The following is a 15,493-nucleotide window of genomic DNA, read 5'->3' on the forward strand; positions in this document are numbered from 1 at the left end:
ATCGGCCCCGGGCCCACCACCATGATTGATGTCACCGTAGAGAACTTTGAAACCGAGGTGGTTGCCGCCTCGATGAATGTCCCCGTGCTGGTGGACTTCTGGGCGCCGTGGTGTGGCCCCTGCAAGTCGCTGGGGCCGGTGCTCGAAAAGCTGGAGACCGCCTACGACGGCCGTTTCAAGCTGGTCAAGATCGATTCGGACCAGGAGCAGCAGCTGGCGGGCATGTTCGGTATTCGCAGCATTCCCACCTGCGTGTTGCTCATGAACGGCCAGCCCGTGGACGGCTTCATGGGTGCGCTGCCCGAAGGCCAGGTGCGAGAGTTTCTCGACAAACATGTGCCCACCGCTGACGAGGTCGTGGCCGAAGCCGAGGAAGAAGAAGCACTCGAAGCCCTGGCCGAAGGCGACACCGGCACCGCACTCGAAAAGCTGCAACACGCCGTGGTCACCGACCCGTCCAACGACGACGTGCGTTTTGACTACGTCAAGCTCCTGCTGCAGCTGCGCCGTGAAGACGACGCCAAAGTGGCTTTTGCCCCGGTGATCGCCAAGGCCGCCGCCTCGCGCAAGCTGGGCGCCCTGAAGGTGTGGATGGATGCTCTTGATTTTGTAGCTACTAGCGCTTATGGAGAAAGCGCTGGAGCCGATTTCGACTCAAAAATTGCCGCCAACAAGCGCGACTTTGACACCCGCTACGCCCGCGCACGCTGGCTCATGGCGGGCCAGCGCTGGACGGACGCCATGGACGAGCTGCTCGAAATCCTCATGCGCGACAAGGCCTGGGGCGAAGAGCTGGCGCGCAAGACCTACGTGTCCATCCTTGAAATCATCGAGCCACCCAAGGTCAAGGTGGCTGACGGCCAGATCCCGCCCGATGACCCGGTGGTGGCCACTTACCGCCGCCGCCTGTCGAGCGTGGTGCTGAGCTGACCATTCTGAGCATCCGGGAGTTTTCCTTCGCACAGGCTGTGAAAAACTCCGGTGAATGGGTGGGCCGACCCCTGGCGCAATGCGTGCCGCAGTGACGGTCTTTCGCACCAGGGCCCGGTATGTCGGCGCAGGGCTGCTGTGCCTGTGCCTTTGGGTGGCAGGGTGCGCCACCCGACCGCCCGAGCCCGACGCCGTGGTCACCGGCGTTGCTTTGACCCGTGAACGCGTCGTCTTGCCGCCCGAGGCGGTGTTCGAGGCCACCTTGCTGGACGTGACCAACCCCGACGTGCCGCCGGTGGTGCTGGGTCGCCAACGGCGCGAACCCGCGGGCCAGCCGCCATTTGCGATCCACATTCCCTATCCGTCGTCGCGGTTTGTGCACAAGGGCCGGTATGAGGTGCGGGCCACCATTTCGCTGGAAGGGCGCGTGTTGTGGACCACGGACCTGCGCAACCCGGTTCCCCAGGATTCGGCCTACCGCCACGTGAGCATCCAGCTATTGCGCCTGCTGCCCCAGCTGGCCCGGGTGGATGCGGGCGTGCCGCTGGCACTGACACACTGGCGGCTGACCGAGATCGACGGCGAAACCGTGCCCCGGCCTGCCGAGGGTGCGCCGGGGCCACACCTGGTGCTGCAAACCGACGAGCCCCGCGCCACCGGGTCGGGCGGGTGCAACCGGTTTTTGGCCGACTATGAAGTGCAGGGAGGGCGGCTGCGCTTTGGGCGCGTGGTGTCCAACATCGCGCTGTGCCTGGATTCCAGCGGCGTGGAAGAGCGTTTCTTCAGCGCCCTGGCCCTGGTCGAGAGTTTTCGGCAGCAGGGCCTGCAACTGCTGCTGCGCGATGCAGACGGAAAACCCCTGCTGCGGTTCGAGGCCACCGAAACGCCGCTGAGCTGACCGCAGGCATTGCTGCGGGCCTTATTTACTGCGACGTCAGTCGCTCCAGCGCCTCGCGGTATTTGGCCGCGGTTTTTTCAATCACGGCCTGCGGCAGGCGGGGTGAGGGCGGGGTCTTGTCCCAGGGCTTGCCGTTGACCTGGGCCTGCTCCAGCCAGTCGCGCACAAACTGCTTGTCGTAGCTGGGCGGGTTTTGACCCGCCGCCAAGGCCGCTTCATAGCCTTCCACGGGCCAGTAGCGCGAGCTGTCGGGCGTGAGCACTTCGTCCATCAGCACCAGCGTGCCATCGGGCGCCAGGCCAAACTCGAACTTCGTGTCGGCAATGATCATGCCTTTGGTCAATGCAATCTCGGCAGCCGCCTTGTAGATGGCAATGCTCAGATCCCGGATCTGGGCCGCCAGCTCGGGGCCGACGATGGCCACGGTTTGCTCGAACGTGATGTTTTCGTCATGCTCGCCCGCAGCAGCCTTGGCGGCGGGGGTGTAGATGGGCTCGGGCAGCTTGGCGGCATTGGTCAGCCCGGCAGGCAGGGGGACACCACACACCGATTGGGAGTCCTGGTATTCCTTCCAGCCACTGCCTGCCAGATAGCCGCGCACCACGGCCTCCACCGGAATGGGTTTGAGGCGCTGCACCAGCATCGACCGGCCACGGATCTGGGGGGCTTCCTCTGGGCTGACCACGCTTTCAGGTGCATCGCCCGTCAGGTGGTTGGGGCAGATGTGGCCGAGTTTGTCGAACCAGAACAGCGCCATCTGCGTCAGCAGTTCGCCTTTGCCGGGAATCGGCTCGCCCATGATCACGTCGAACGCCGACAGGCGGTCGCTGGCCACCATCAGGATGCGGTCGTCGCCCACGGCGTAGTTGTCGCGCACCTTGCCGCGTGCCAGCAGGGGCAGCGAGTTCAGGGCAGAGGTATGCAGGGCGATGGAGCTGGGCTGGGTCATGGTGTCGGTATGGGCGGTCAGTACCCGCTGCAGGCAGGCCGGAAAACGTGGAGCGGAGTCGCGGAAACGGTCATCCCGCGCAACCGGTGGATTTTACGCGCCGGGCCAGGAACCCGTGCCCCGGGTGGGGCTGCCGGTCGAAGTCTCCTGGAAGTCGGGGCGCCGTGGCGCAATACAACCCACGCCCCCGGCCGCCCTGCGCGCTCGCCCGCATTGCGGCACACTGTGCGGCCCCGCATCCGACATGGCCGCCTCTGGCGCTCTCCTTTGCCCTCCAACTCCACTCTCACCCCGCGCCGCGAACTCTGGCTGCTGTTCACGCTGGCAGGCATTCAGTTCACGCACATCCTCGACTTCATGATCATGATGCCGCTCGGGCCTCGGTTCACGCAGTTGTTTTCCATCAGCGATGCGCAGTTTGGCCTGCTGGTGTCGGCGTACACGCTGTCGGCCGGGGTGTCGGGCTTGCTGGCCTCTACCTACATTGATCGTTTTGGGCGCAAACGCCTGTTGCTGGTGTTGTATGTCCTGTTTGGCTTGGCCACGCTGGCGTGCGGCATCGCGCCGACCTACGGGGCGCTGATGGTGGCGCGCGTTCTGGCCGGGGCGTTTGGCGGTGTGTTGTCCGCTTTGTCGCAAACCATCGTGGCCGATGTGGTGCCGTTTGAGCGGCGCGGGCGTGCCATGGGCATCGTGATGACATCTTTCTCGGTGTCCACCGTCGCCGGGGTGCCGCTGGGCCTGATTCTGGCGGAGCATGGCGGGTGGAACATGCCCTTCATTGCCATCGCCGCCATGGTGGGGGTGTTGGCCATTCTGGCGGCACGCACCATGCCCGTGATGACCGCGCATGTCCACGCCGCCCACGGCCGAACCGCGCTGGGCGGCATCGGGCAGGTGCTGGCAGACCCGAACCACCGCTGGGCGTTCTTGTTCTCTGCGCTGCTCATGTTTACGGGTTTTACGGTGATCCCCTACATCACCATCTACATGCAGACCAATGCTGGCGTCCGAGCGGACCAGATCCCGCTGGCCTACTTGTGCGGGGGCGTTGCCACCCTGTTCACCGCCCGCCTGTTCGGCCGGTTGACAGACCGGCGCGGCAAGGTGCCCACGTTTCGCTGGCTAGCGCTGGCGGCTGCGCCCTGTCTGCTGGCCATCACGCTGGTGCAGGGGATGCCGCTGTGGGGCGTGCTGGTGGTGTCCACGCTGATGTTTGCTTTTGTGAGCGGGCGGATGATTCCCGGCATGGCCATCGTGGCCTCGGCCGCGCAGGCGCCGTTGCGCGGCACGTTCATGACGCTCAACGCCTCGGTGCAGTCGGCCGCCATGGGCGTGGCCTCTCTGGTGGGCGGGATGTTGATCAGCCGCGATGCGCAGGGGCTGGTGCAGAACTACTGGATGTCAGCGGTGGTGGGTATTACCGCCAGCCTGCTCTCGATCGCGGTGGTGGGCCGGTTGCACCTGCATGGCGCCACGGCTACCTCGAAGTGACGCTCTTCTGATGCACAGCCGCGGGACTGTCTGTACCGCGGGGCGCTGTGCGGCAACTCAGGCATTGTGCGCGCATTTGGGGGGCTTGGCACCTTGCCGGACATAACCCAGCGGGCTGGGTCGGTATGGGATTGCTTTTCGGTGGGGGCAGGGGCATAGTGAACTCACGTCGATGGATGCATGCAAGTTCGCCGCGCCGCTCCTCTGATCCAGGGCGGCCTTTCTTCCACAGAGAGCCATAGGAGACTTATTTATGAACTTGACGATCAGCGGTCACCACCTCGAAGTTACCCCTGCCTTGCGCAACTACGTCACCAGCAAGCTGGACCGGATCACCCGCCACTTTGACCAGGTTGTCGATGTCAAAGTGCTGCTGACAGTAGAGAAGCAAAAGGAGAAGGAGAAGAGGCAACGAGCGGAATGCAATATCCACGTCAAGGGCAGTGACCTGTTTGCCGAAAGCTCACACGCTGATCTGTACGCCGCTGTCGACGACCTCGTCGACAAAATGGACCGCCAGGTGGTGCGCCACAAGGATCGTATTCAGGACCACCACCACGAAGCCGCCAAGCGCGAGATGCACGCCTGATGCGCCATCCCTGAGCCTGGCACAGCAGCCGCCCACTTGGGCGGTTTTTTTGTTGCCCCCAGTGCGCTGTGCTCAGGGTTTTCGCCAACATGTGCATAATTGTTACCCTTGACCATGAACCGACTTGCCTCCATCCTGCCTCCCGCTCAAGTGCTAGTGAGCCTGGACGCCACCAGTAAGAAGCGTGCTTTTGAAGAGGCGGGTCTGCTTTTCGAGAGCCAGCACGGCCTCTCGCGAGCGCTCATCACTGACAGCCTCTTTGCGCGTGAGCGCCTCGGTTCCACAGGTCTGGGTCATGGTGTGGCCATTCCGCATGGGCGCATCAAGGGCCTCAAGGCGCCCATGGCTGCCGTGTTTCAGCTGCTCAACCCCATCGGGTTTGATGCACCCGACGAGTTGCCGGTGGGCCTGCTGATCTTTTTGCTGGTGCCCGAGGCGGCAACCCAAAAACACCTCGAAATCTTGTCCGAGATTGCCGAGCTGTTGAGCGACTCGGTATTGCGTGAGAACCTCAAGGCCTGCACCGATGCCACTGCGCTGCACGGCATGATTGCCAGCTGGCAGTCGACGCAAACGGCTTAGTCCTTTCTCTGCTTCGCATTCGCCGTTAGCCACCGCCGTGAAGCCCAACGTTGTCAGTGCCGATGTCCTCTTTGAAGAGTTTCGCGGCCTTCTGAAGTGGGAGTGGGTGGCGGGCCTCGGAGCCTCTGAGCGACGATTTGACGAAGTGGCCGTGCGCTCAGCGCGCTCTGGTGCGGACTTGGTCGGCTACCTCAACTACATCCATCCCTACCGCGTCCAGATTCTGGGCGAGCGAGAAATTGCGTACCTGAGCAGCGCCTCCCCGGACGATTGCAAGCGGCGCATCGCCCGCATCGTGACGCTGGAGCCGCCCGTGCTGGTACTGGCCGACAGCCAAGTGGCGCCAGACGCGCTGGTGTCGATGTGCGAACGGGCGCAGATCCCGATGTTCTCCACCCACGAGTCGTCGGCGTTTGTCATTGACGTGCTGCGTGCCTACCTGTCCAAGCATTTTGCCGACCGCACCACGATGCACGGTGTGTTCATGGACATTCTGGGTCTGGGCGTAGTGATCACGGGCGAGTCCGGTCTTGGCAAAAGCGAGCTGGGTCTGGAGTTGATCTCGCGCGGCAACGGCCTGGTGGCCGACGATGCGGTGGACCTGTTTCGCATCAACCAGACGACCATCGAAGGCAAGTGCCCCGAGCTGCTGCAGAACCTGCTGGAGGTGCGCGGCATCGGCTTGCTGGACATCCGTGCCATCTTTGGAGAAACGGCGGTGCGCCGCAAGATGCGGCTCAAGCTCATCGTGCACCTGGTGCGCAAGGAAACGCTGGAGCGCGACTACGAGCGCCTGCCTTATGAGCCCCTCACGCAGGATGTGCTGGGTGTGCCCGTGCTCAAGGTTGTGATCCAGGTGGTGGCCGGCCGCAATATTGCCGTGCTGGTCGAGGCTGCCGTGCGCAACACCATCTTGCAACTGCGCGGAATTGATACCTACCAGGAATTTGTGGAGCGGCACCGCCGCGCCATGGAGCATGACACAGGCAGCTAATCTGCTTCGTATTTGATAGCTACTAGCGCTTGTTTGATAAGCGCGAACACCGGTTTTTACCCAATTCCGCCAAAACTGGCGCGCCCCAAAACCAGTGCACCCGTGGAACCGGCTTCGCCGGGCCACCGGGTGTGTCCCCCTCCGGGGGATGGCGCGAAGCGCCTCAGGGGGGGCCTATTTATTTGCGCAGCTGGCGCACTGGCCATACAAGGCCATGGTGTGGTCTTGTACCACCCAGCCTTTGGCCTTGGCCACGATCTGCTGGCGCTTTTCGATCTCAGGGTCGTAAAACTCTTCCACCTTGCCACACGACGTGCAGATGAAGTGATCGTGGTGCTGGCCTTCGTTCAGCTCGTAAACCGCTTTGCCGCTCTCGAAGTTGCTGCGGATCAGAATGCCGGCCTGCTCGAACTGCGTGAGCACGCGGTACACCGTGGCCAGGCCGATGTCTGAGCGCTCTTCCAGCAGCACGCGGAACACGTCTTCTGCCGTCATGTGGCGCTGGGCGCCCTTCTGGAAGATTTCCAGAATTTTGAGGCGGGGTAGCGTGGCCTTGAGTCCCGTGCTTTTGAGTTCGTCGATATTGGTCATGGCATGCTCTTTCGGGTACGGGCCTCCTCCTTGGGGTCGCAAGGTCAGCCGCTACAATGGGGCGATCATATCCTCAGCCCTTTTACTCATGCACGTCAAAGCCCGTTGCAGCGCCCGTCTGGGCCTGGTCCTGTCGATCGGTGCCAGCTTGGTTGCCCTGGCTGGTTGCAGCAGCTTCGATGGCGCCAGTAACCGCCTTGCCAACCTGGTCACGCCCTACAAGGTGGATGTGGTGCAAGGCAATTTTGTGTCGCGCGAACAAGTTGAAGCCCTGCAACCCGGCATGAGTCGCCAGCAGGTGCGTGAAATCCTGGGCACCCCGCTGGTGACCAGCGTGTTTCATGCAGACCGCTGGGAATACGTGTTCACCATCAAACGTCCCGGCGAAGAAATCCAGACCCGCAAATTGACCGTGTACTTCACCGGTGATGTGCTGCAGCGGTCGGAAGGCGACGAAATGCCCACCGAAACCGAGTTTGTGGCCACCCTCGGCTCGCGTGGCAGCAAAGGCAAGGTGCCGGTGCTGGAGGCGACGCCAGAGCAACTCGCCAAGTACCCCGCTTCGCAACGCCCGCCCACGGCTCCAACGGCAGCGCCGCTGGAACCCGCCTCCATCAGTTACCCGCCGCTCGAAGCGCCAGCGCGCTGACGTGAGCGGCACGGCGGCGCACGGTTCTGGCCTGCCCGCTGCCCCTTGAACGTACAGGACTCTCATGACTGGGACATCTTTGCCTGCAGCGACCGCTGCAACTCCCTGCCGTGTCGCCGTTGCCGGAGCTTCGGGCCGCATGGGCCGCATGCTCATCGAGGCCCTCCGTGCCAGCGACGACTGCGTGTTGGCCGGGGCGCTCGACGTCGCCGCCAGCCCCGCCATTGGCTCGGACGCCACGGCTTTCCTGGGCCATGCCAGCGGCGTTGCCATCACGGCAGACCTTTCCACGGGGTTGAAGAACGCCGACGTGCTGATTGATTTCACCCGCCCCGAAGGCACCTTGGCCCATCTGGCCGTCTGTAGCCAGCTGGGGGTGAAAGCGGTGATCGGCACGACGGGATTTTCGGATACGCAAAAGGCCGAAATCGCAGCGTTTGCCGAGCGCACCGCCATCGTCATGGCGCCCAACATGAGCGTGGGCGTGAACGTCACGCTCAAGCTGCTGCAGATGGCCGCAAAAGCCATGGCCACCGGCTACGACATCGAAATCATCGAGGCGCACCACCGCCACAAGGTGGACGCGCCCTCCGGCACCGCACTCAAAATGGGTGAAGTGATTGCCGACGCCATGGGCCGCGATCTCAAGGAATGCGCCGTGTACGCCCGCGACGGCGTCACGGGAGAGCGCGATCCATCGAGCATCGGTTTTGCCACCATCCGCGGTGGCGACATCGTGGGCGACCACACGGTGCTGTTTGCGGGCATTGGCGAGCGCATCGAGATCACGCACAAGTCCTCCAGCCGCGCTACTTATGCACAGGGCAGCCTGCGGGCGGTGCGGTTCCTCACCGGGCACAAAACGGGCATGTTCGACATGTTCGACGTGCTCGGTCTGAACAACAGCAACTAGGCCGACGGCACTCCATGGACGCTCTCCACTGGTGGCGCCAGGGCGATGCGGTGACGCAGGGCGCGGCCCTCGTTCTGTTGGCCATGTCTGTCGCCAGTTGGGTGGTCATCGTTTGGAAACTGCGGCTGATGCGCCAGGCCAGCGCTGACGTGACCCGCTGCACAGCCGCGTTCTGGCAGGCACCTTCCATCGACGTTGCGGCGCAGCGTTTGCAGTCATTTGACCGCTCAGCGCTTGTCCTGCCTCTGGTTGTTGCTGCAAATTCAATAGCAAACCACTCCGACTCCGCCAGCCAGGCCACGCTGGCCACCGCAGGCAGCCTGTCGCAGCGGCTCACTCGCGTGTTGCGCGATGCCTTGCATCAGGTGCTCGGGCGCCTGCAGTTTGGCCAGGTGCTGCTGGCCACGGTGGGTTCCACGGCGCCGTTTGTGGGGCTGTTGGGCACCGTGTGGGGTATTTACCATGCGCTCACGGCCATGGCGGGGGCGGGGCAGATCACCATCGACCGCGTCTCCGGCCCCGTGGGCGAGGCGCTGGTGATGACCGCCGCCGGGCTGGCCGTGGCGATCCCGGCCGTGCTGGCCTACAACGTGTTTGGCCGCCTGATTGGCCGCATTGAGGCCGACCTGGAAGGGTTTGCGCGCGATCTGCGGGAACTGCTCATCGACACGGCGCAACCCGTCGATTCGAAGTCCTGAGCCCCAAAAGTTCGACCACCGCCATGGCCTTCGGAAGACTTGAGCGCACAACGGGGCCGCAGCCCATGAGCGACATCAATATGACGCCGCTCGTGGACGTGATGCTGGTGCTGGTGGTCATCTTCATCCTCACGGCGCCGTTGATGGCCAGCTCCATCCGGCTCGACCTGCCCGCCACCGAGGGCGCCACGCCCGGTGCCGCGCCGCAGTTCGTCACGCTGGTGGTCGATGCGACCGGCCAGGCCTTTCTCGACGATCAACCGCTGTCTCAGCCCGCCTTGGCCGAGCGCCTGCGCCGCATCGGTGCCGAGCGGCCAGACACTGAAGTGCAATTACGCGCCGACGCCGCCGTGCCGTATGGGCGTGTGGTCGAGGTCATGGGTGCGGCCCACCTGGCCGGGCTGCAGCGCATCGGTTTTGTGGCCGAACCCCAGGCGCCTGGTGCTCCCTCGGCTCCTGCCAAAGCACCCTGAGGCGTCTGTTTGACGCTGCCCGGAAGGCGCTCGTCCCGCTGGTGAGCCGGTTAACGGGCATGACAGCCTAAAATCGCCCCAGCGCGGCCCCGCGGCTGCCCACTTCTCTCACCCCCGAGCCCTCATGCAAGACAAATACTCTCCCCAAGACGTCGAGCGCGCCGCGCACGACCACTGGACCGCCACCGACGCCTACCGCGTGACGGAAGACAACAACAAGAAGAAGTTCTACGCCTGCTCGATGCTGCCGTACCCCAGCGGCAAGCTGCACATGGGCCATGTGCGCAACTACACCATCAACGACATGCTCACGCGCTACCTGCGCATGAACGGCCACAACGTCTTGATGCCCATGGGCTGGGATGCCTTTGGCCTGCCCGCCGAAAACGCAGCGCTCAAAAACGGCGTGCCGCCCGCCAAGTGGACGTACGAAAACATCGCGTACATGAAAAAGCAGATGCAGGCCATGGGCCTGGCCATCGACTGGAGTCGCGAAGTCGCCACTTGCGACCCCACCTACTACAAGTGGAACCAGTGGCTGTTCTTAAAGATGCTGGAAAAGGGCATCGCCTACCGCAAAACCCAGGTCGTGAACTGGGACCCGGTCGACCAGACCGTGCTGGCCAACGAGCAGGTGATCGACGGCAAGGGCTGGCGTACCGGCGCCACGGTCGAAAAACGCGAGATCCCCGGCTACTACCTCAAGATCACCGACTACGCCGAAGAGCTGCTCGACTTTGTGACCGGCGACAAGCTGCCCGGCTGGCCCGAGCGTGTGAAGCTGATGCAGGAAAACTGGATCGGCAAGTCTGAGGGCGTGCGCTTCGCCTTCACGCACGACATCAAAGGTGATGACGGCGCACTGATTGGCGACGGCAAGATGTATGTCTTCACCACGCGTGCCGACACCATCATGGGCGTGACGTTCTGCGCCGTGGCACCCGAGCACCCGCTGGCGGCGCACGCTGCCAAAACCCACCCCGCGCTCGCAGCCTTCATTGAAGAATGCAAGAGCGGCGGCACCACCGAGGCCGAGCTGGCCACGCAAGAGAAAAAGGGCATGCCCACGGGGCTGTTCGTCACCCACCCGCTGACCGACGAAAAGGTCGAGGTGTGGGTCGGCAACTACGTGTTGATGGGCTATGGCGACGGCGCCGTGATGGGTGTGCCCGCGCACGACGAGCGCGACTTTGCGTTCGCCCTCAAGTACAAGCTGGAGATCAAACAGGTCGTGCTGGTCGACGGCGAACACTTTGACTACCACCAGTGGAATGACTGGTACGGCGACAAGCAGCGCGGCGTCACCATCAACTCCGACAGCTTCAGCGGTCTCTCGTACAAGGAGGCCGTGGCCGCCGTGGCCCATGCCCTGCAGGCCAAGGGCCTGGGCGAGACAAAAACCACCTGGCGCCTGCGTGACTGGGGTGTCAGCCGCCAGCGCTACTGGGGCACGCCCATCCCCATCATCCATTGCGACGAACACGGCGCCGTGCCCGTGCCCGAAAAAGACCTGCCGGTGGTGCTGCCCACCGACTGCGTGCCCGATGGCTCGGGCAACCCGCTGCACAAGCACGAAGGCTTCCACGCCGGTGTGGTCTGCCCTGTCTGCGGCAAGGCCGCACGGCGCGAGACCGACACCATGGACACCTTCGTGGACAGCTCGTGGTACTTCATGCGGTATTGCGACCCGAAGAACACCGACGCCATGGTGGCCGACGGCACCGCCTATTGGATGCGCGACCAGACGCATGCCACCGGCGGCAGCGGCATGGACCAGTACATCGGTGGCATCGAACACGCCATCCTGCACTTGCTGTACGCGCGCTTCTGGACCAAGGTCATGCGCGACCTCGGCCTGGTCAAGGTCGATGAGCCTTTCACCAAGCTGCTCACCCAGGGCATGGTGCTCAACCACATCTACAGCCGCCGCACCGCCAAGGGCGGCAAGGACTACTTCTGGCCGCACGATGTGGAGCATGTGCTGGATGAAGGCGGCAAGATCATTGGCGCCAAGCTGAAGAATGAAGCCACCAGCGGTGATGGCCTGTTGCCCGTGGGCACGCCCATCGACTACGAGGGCGTGGGCACCATGTCCAAGTCCAAGAACAACGGCGTGGACCCGCAGGACCTGATCGAAAAATACGGCGCCGACACCGCCCGCCTGTACACCATGTTCACCGCCCCGCCCGAAGCCACGCTGGAGTGGAACGACGCGGCCGTGGAAGGCAGCTACCGCTTCCTGCGCCGTGTGTGGAACTTCGGCGTCAAGTTGTCTGCTATGGATATGGAAGCTGCAAGCGCAAGCGTGGCAAGCGCTAGCGCCCTGAAAGATGTGGAATTCAGCAAAGAGGCCAAGGCCCTGCGGCTGGAGATCCATACCGTGCTCAAGCAGGTGGACTATGACTACCAGCGCATGCAGTACAACACCGTGGTGTCGGGCGCGATGAAGATGATCAACGCACTGGAAGACTTCAAGGCCACCGACTCGGCCGGTGCCCAGGTGGCGCTGATCGAAGGCTTTGGCATCTTGCTGCGCTGCCTGTACCCCGCCACGCCCCATGTGGCGCACAGCCTGTGGAGCGGCCTGGGTTACAGCACGCAACTGGGCGAGCTGCTGGACGCGCCCTGGCCCCGGGTGGATGCCAGCGCGCTGGTGCAGGACGAGATCGAACTCATGCTGCAGGTCAATGGCAAGCTGCGCGGCTCCATCCACGTGCCCGCGCAGGCCGACAAGGCCGAGATCGAGCGTGTGGCGCTGGCCAGCGAAGCCTTCACCACCCAGGCCGCAGGCGCTCATCCGAAGCGCGTCATCGTGGTGCCCGGCCGCCTTGTGAACATTGTGGTGTAACGGTGATGAACAAGCGCACACTGCTCTCCCTCGCGCCGGTGGCCCTGCTGTCCGCCTGCGGTTTTCGGCTGCGGGGCGTGCCCGAGTTCGCCTTCAAGTCGGTCTACATCGCAGCGCCTACAGGCTCGCCGCTGGCGCGCGAGTTGCAGCGCACGCTGCAGGGCTCGGGCAGCCCGCTTCAGGTGCTGCGTGACGCCGCGTTGATGCCCACCGCAGAGGTCATCCTGGACTTGCTGCAGGAGCAGCAAGAGCGCGTGGTCGTCGGCCAGAACGCTTCGGGCCAGGTGCGTGAACTGCAGCTGCGGTTGCGCATCAAGTTCCGCCTGCGCACGCCCACCGGGGTGGAATGGATTCCCGAGACCGAACTGCTGCAGCAGCGCGACATCAGCTACAACGAAACCATCGCCCTGGCCAAAGAAGCCGAAGAGGCGCTGCTGTTTCGCAACATGCAGACCGACCTGGTGCAGCAGCTGATGCGCCGGTTGTCGCTGACGCGCGCGGCCAGCTAGCCGCGAAAATTTGAATGAAATAGGGCTCTAGCGCTTATTAGATAAGCGTTAATAGCTATCTATTTGATAGTAATCGCAGTGTGGGCCTGCCGCGGTGATACCGCCGCCCCCTGGCACTCTTACGCGGGGCGGATGCGCATCAACGTGCTTTTGCCAAACAGCGACTCCACCAGGTCCACCGCCAGCACCGCGGTGCTGTTGCGCACATCCAGCGCGGGGTTCAGCTCCATGATGTCCAGCGACGCCAGGCGGCCGCTGTCGGCAATCATTTCCATGCACAGCTGCGCCTCGCGGTAGGTGGGGCCGCCGGGCACAGTGGTGCCCACGCCGGGCGCGATGGCGGGGTCCAGAAAATCCACGTCGAAGCTCACGTGCAGGTGGGTGTTGGCGTCCACGCCCTCCAGCGCCTGTTGCATGGTCTGGCGCATGCCCACTTCGTCGATGTAGCGCATGTCGAAAACCTCCAGGCCTTGTTCGTGCACAAAGCGTTTTTCGCCCTCGTCGACGCTGCGGATGCCGATCTGGCGGATCTGGTTTGTTTGCAGCGCGGGGCCGCCGCCGGGCATGCGCGCCAGCAGCGTCAGCGCCTCGGGCCCAAAGCCGCACAGGCACGCCACGGGCATGCCGTGCACGTTGCCGCTGGGCGTGAGGTCGCTGGTGTTGAAGTCGGTGTGCGCATCCAGCCACAGCACGCGCAGCTTTTTGCCCGCCTCGGCGCAGTGGCGGGCCACCGCGCTGATGCTGCCCAGGCCCAGGCAGTGGTCGCCCCCCAGCAGGATGGGCAGGTGGCCCAGTTGCAGTTCGGCATACACGGCATCAAACACCCGCTGGTTCCAGTCGACCACATCGGCGAGATGGCGGTAGCCGTCCACCGGCGGCTGCCAGGGGTTGGGCGGGCCGCTCAGATTGCCCCGGTCAAACACTTGCAGGCCGTGGCTCTCCAGTGCTGCCTGCAGCCCCGCCACCCGCAGTGCCTCGGGGCCCATCGATGCACCCCGCGCGCCCGCGCCGATGTCGGTGGGGGCGCCAATCAGGCTGGTGGGCTGGGCGGTGCGCAGGAGGGCAGTGGAGTTCATGGTGTCGGGGCTTCCTGAAGGGCGATGGTGGGGCGAGGGCGTGTGGTGGATGCGGGCGCAGCGTGCAGCACACCAAACAGATCTTTCGGATTGTCCATCTGCGGGATCAGGTCGATGGGGGTGGCCAGGTGGGGGTGGGTGTGCAGCAGCGCATGCAGCGTGCGCAGCGCAGAGAAATCTTCCAGCGCAAAGCCCACCGAGTCAAACACCGTCACTTCTTGATCGTTGTTGCGCCCGGGGGCCGCGCCGCGCAGCACCTGGGTGAATTCCGTCACCGCAAAGTCTGCGGGCATCTGCTGGATCTCGCCTTCGATGCGGGACTGGGGCTCGAACTCCACGACCACCCGCGCATCCGGGCGGCGCAGGATATCGGGGTGCAGCTCGGTCTTGCCGGGGCAGTCGCCGCCCACGGCGTTCAGGTGCATGCCGGGCTCGATCATCTCGGGCGTGAGGATGGTGGCGTTGCGTTTGTCGGCCGTCACCGTGGTCACAATGCCGCTGCCGCGCACAGCGTCGGCGGCGGAGTTGCAGGGCACCACCGTCAGCCCCTGCAATGGCAGATGTTTGAGGTTGCGGGCCAACTTGGCAGTGGCGGCCGGGTCGGTGTCAAACAGGCGCAGTTCGCGCACGCCCAGCAGGTGGTAGAACGCCAGCGCCTGAAACTCGCTCTGTGCGCCGTTGCCGATCAGCGCCATCGTGCGACTTCCGGGGCCTTCTTTGCGCGCCATGTGGCGTGCCGCCAGCACCGACATCGCGGCGGTGCGCAGCGCGGTGGTCAGCGTCAGTTCAGACACCAGCAAGGGGTAGCCCGTGTCCACATCGGCCAGCACACCAAAGGCGGTCACTGTCAGCAGGCCCTCAGCGGTGTTTTTGGGGTGGCCGTTCACGTATTTGAAGCAATACATCTGCCCGTCGCTGGTGGGCATCAGTTCGATCACGCCGCCGGGCGAATGGATGGCGTGGCGTGCGGATTTGTCGAAGCTCTCCCAGCGCCGGTAGTCGTGCTCCATGGCGTCCACCAGTTGCTGAAGAAAAGCGGCCAGGCCGACTTGTTTGACCAGTTGGCGCATGCTGTGGACGCCCAGATAGTTGACCATGGTGTGTGTCTCCGTATGTTTTGAATGCGAGCGCTGGTGTGAAGGCCCCGCGCTCGGCTTGTGATGGCTGTATGGGCTGTATGCACAAAATTGTCCGGCGGGCGGTAGCCAAATAAAAGGGAGAAAGCTGTGCAGTTTTTGATGCGAAACGTGCAATCTGCTCAGCTAAGTTGACGTTTTGCGCAGAACTGCAGCATCACGCG

General features: G+C 63.9%; 16 protein-coding genes. 12 read left to right on the forward strand and 4 right to left on the reverse strand.

The genetic code is table 11. The annotated features are described in order from the left end of the window. Window positions 1-21: 21 nt before the first annotated feature. Both trxA and ACK41V_RS14685 read left to right on the forward strand, forming a co-directional pair. Complete coding sequence (gene trxA / locus ACK41V_RS14680) at window positions 22-930, forward strand: thioredoxin (RefSeq protein ID WP_409783339.1); 909 nt, start codon at window positions 22-24, stop codon at window positions 928-930. Window positions 931-1,009: 79 nt separating this feature from the next. Continuing rightward, window positions 1,010-1,828, forward strand: coding sequence for an META domain-containing protein (locus tag ACK41V_RS14685; RefSeq protein ID WP_409783340.1), 819 nt, complete (start codon window positions 1,010-1,012; stop codon window positions 1,826-1,828). A 25-nt stretch (window positions 1,829-1,853) separates the two neighbouring features. Here the strand turns inward: ACK41V_RS14685 and ACK41V_RS14690 are convergent, their stop codons facing one another. Next, a complete protein-coding gene (locus tag ACK41V_RS14690) occupies window positions 1,854-2,777 on the reverse strand; it encodes a phosphoribosylaminoimidazolesuccinocarboxamide synthase (protein ID WP_409783341.1) in 924 nt (307 codons plus the stop codon). Window positions 2,778-3,044: 267 nt separating this feature from the next. Here ACK41V_RS14690 and ACK41V_RS14695 point away from each other — a divergent pair, with 267 nt between their 5' ends. The 4 genes from ACK41V_RS14695 to hprK all read left to right on the forward strand — a co-directional run bounded on the left by ACK41V_RS14695 (window position 3,045) and on the right by hprK (window position 6,436). Continuing rightward, complete coding sequence (locus ACK41V_RS14695) at window positions 3,045-4,271, forward strand: MFS transporter (protein WP_409783342.1); 1,227 nt, start codon at window positions 3,045-3,047, stop codon at window positions 4,269-4,271. 253 nt (window positions 4,272-4,524) lie between these two features. Beyond that, window positions 4,525-4,860, forward strand: a complete 336-nt coding sequence (gene hpf / locus ACK41V_RS14700; RefSeq protein WP_409783343.1) for a ribosome hibernation-promoting factor, HPF/YfiA family — start codon at window positions 4,525-4,527, stop codon at window positions 4,858-4,860. Window positions 4,861-4,974: 114 nt separating this feature from the next. Beyond that, on the forward strand, window positions 4,975-5,442 hold the full coding sequence (locus ACK41V_RS14705) for a PTS sugar transporter subunit IIA (RefSeq protein WP_409783344.1): 468 nt from the start codon (window positions 4,975-4,977) through the stop codon (window positions 5,440-5,442). A 37-nt stretch (window positions 5,443-5,479) separates the two neighbouring features. Beyond that, the gene (gene hprK / locus ACK41V_RS14710; protein WP_409783345.1) at window positions 5,480-6,436 is read left to right on the forward strand and encodes an HPr(Ser) kinase/phosphatase; all 957 of its coding nucleotides are present in this window, start codon (window positions 5,480-5,482) and stop codon (window positions 6,434-6,436) included. A 174-nt stretch (window positions 6,437-6,610) separates the two neighbouring features. Here the strand turns inward: hprK and fur are convergent, their stop codons facing one another. Continuing rightward, complete coding sequence (gene fur / locus ACK41V_RS14715; protein WP_409783346.1) at window positions 6,611-7,027, reverse strand: ferric iron uptake transcriptional regulator; 417 nt, start codon at window positions 7,025-7,027, stop codon at window positions 6,611-6,613. Window positions 7,028-7,115: 88 nt separating this feature from the next. Between fur and ACK41V_RS14720 the strand changes: the two genes are divergently transcribed. The 6 genes from ACK41V_RS14720 (at window position 7,116) to lptE (ending at window position 13,117) form a co-directional block, all read left to right on the forward strand. Further along, window positions 7,116-7,676 (forward strand): outer membrane protein assembly factor BamE, encoded by a 561-nt coding sequence (locus tag ACK41V_RS14720; protein ID WP_409783347.1) that lies wholly within the window; start codon window positions 7,116-7,118, stop codon window positions 7,674-7,676. Between the two features lie 64 nt (window positions 7,677-7,740). Next, a complete protein-coding gene (gene dapB, locus ACK41V_RS14725; RefSeq protein WP_409783348.1) occupies window positions 7,741-8,589 on the forward strand; it encodes a 4-hydroxy-tetrahydrodipicolinate reductase in 849 nt (282 codons plus the stop codon). 14 nt (window positions 8,590-8,603) lie between these two features. Then, the gene (locus tag ACK41V_RS14730; protein ID WP_409783349.1) at window positions 8,604-9,287 is read left to right on the forward strand and encodes a MotA/TolQ/ExbB proton channel family protein; all 684 of its coding nucleotides are present in this window, start codon (window positions 8,604-8,606) and stop codon (window positions 9,285-9,287) included. Window positions 9,288-9,310: 23 nt separating this feature from the next. Then, window positions 9,311-9,760 (forward strand): ExbD/TolR family protein, encoded by a 450-nt coding sequence (locus ACK41V_RS14735; protein ID WP_409783350.1) that lies wholly within the window; start codon window positions 9,311-9,313, stop codon window positions 9,758-9,760. 124 nt (window positions 9,761-9,884) lie between these two features. Then, window positions 9,885-12,608, forward strand: coding sequence for a leucine--tRNA ligase (gene leuS / locus ACK41V_RS14740; RefSeq protein ID WP_409783351.1), 2,724 nt, complete (start codon window positions 9,885-9,887; stop codon window positions 12,606-12,608). A gap of 5 nt (window positions 12,609-12,613) precedes the next feature. Continuing rightward, window positions 12,614-13,117, forward strand: a complete 504-nt coding sequence (lptE, locus tag ACK41V_RS14745; RefSeq protein ID WP_409783352.1) for an LPS assembly lipoprotein LptE — start codon at window positions 12,614-12,616, stop codon at window positions 13,115-13,117. 119 nt (window positions 13,118-13,236) lie between these two features. Here lptE and rocF read toward each other — a convergent pair whose 3' ends face one another. Together rocF and ACK41V_RS14755 are read right to left on the reverse strand one after the other, a co-directional pair. Beyond that, window positions 13,237-14,193, reverse strand: a complete 957-nt coding sequence (gene rocF, locus ACK41V_RS14750) for an arginase (protein ID WP_409783353.1) — start codon at window positions 14,191-14,193, stop codon at window positions 13,237-13,239. Beyond that, entirely contained in the window at window positions 14,190-15,290 is a 1,101-nt protein-coding gene (locus tag ACK41V_RS14755; protein ID WP_409783354.1) for an ornithine cyclodeaminase, read from the reverse strand. Before ACK41V_RS14755 ends, rocF begins: the two co-directional genes overlap by 4 nt. Window positions 15,291-15,493 lie beyond the last annotated feature (203 nt).

The organism is Acidovorax sp., assembly GCF_046291265.1.
Lineage (GTDB): Bacteria > Pseudomonadota > Gammaproteobacteria > Burkholderiales > Burkholderiaceae_C > Acidovorax.

What these genes read in the sequence shown, in the direction of transcription:
- trxA (WP_409783339.1), top strand. Translation starts at nt 22, where the DNA reads ATGATTGATGTCACCGTAGAGAACTTTGAAACCGAGGTGGTTGCCGCC.
- ACK41V_RS14685 (WP_409783340.1), top strand. Translation starts at nt 1,010, where the DNA reads ATGCGTGCCGCAGTGACGGTCTTTCGCACCAGGGCCCGGTATGTCGGC.
- ACK41V_RS14690 (WP_409783341.1), bottom strand. Translation starts at nt 2,777, where the DNA reads ATGACCCAGCCCAGCTCCATCGCCCTGCATACCTCTGCCCTGAACTCG.
- hpf (WP_409783343.1), top strand. Translation starts at nt 4,525, where the DNA reads ATGAACTTGACGATCAGCGGTCACCACCTCGAAGTTACCCCTGCCTTG.
- ACK41V_RS14705 (WP_409783344.1), top strand. Translation starts at nt 4,975, where the DNA reads ATGAACCGACTTGCCTCCATCCTGCCTCCCGCTCAAGTGCTAGTGAGC.
- fur (WP_409783346.1), bottom strand. Translation starts at nt 7,027, where the DNA reads ATGACCAATATCGACGAACTCAAAAGCACGGGACTCAAGGCCACGCTA.
- ACK41V_RS14720 (WP_409783347.1), top strand. Translation starts at nt 7,116, where the DNA reads ATGCACGTCAAAGCCCGTTGCAGCGCCCGTCTGGGCCTGGTCCTGTCG.
- dapB (WP_409783348.1), top strand. Translation starts at nt 7,741, where the DNA reads ATGACTGGGACATCTTTGCCTGCAGCGACCGCTGCAACTCCCTGCCGT.
- ACK41V_RS14730 (WP_409783349.1), top strand. Translation starts at nt 8,604, where the DNA reads ATGGACGCTCTCCACTGGTGGCGCCAGGGCGATGCGGTGACGCAGGGC.
- ACK41V_RS14735 (WP_409783350.1), top strand. Translation starts at nt 9,311, where the DNA reads ATGGCCTTCGGAAGACTTGAGCGCACAACGGGGCCGCAGCCCATGAGC.
- leuS (WP_409783351.1), top strand. Translation starts at nt 9,885, where the DNA reads ATGCAAGACAAATACTCTCCCCAAGACGTCGAGCGCGCCGCGCACGAC.
- lptE (WP_409783352.1), top strand. Translation starts at nt 12,614, where the DNA reads ATGAACAAGCGCACACTGCTCTCCCTCGCGCCGGTGGCCCTGCTGTCC.
- rocF (WP_409783353.1), bottom strand. Translation starts at nt 14,193, where the DNA reads ATGAACTCCACTGCCCTCCTGCGCACCGCCCAGCCCACCAGCCTGATT.
- ACK41V_RS14755 (WP_409783354.1), bottom strand. Translation starts at nt 15,290, where the DNA reads ATGGTCAACTATCTGGGCGTCCACAGCATGCGCCAACTGGTCAAACAA.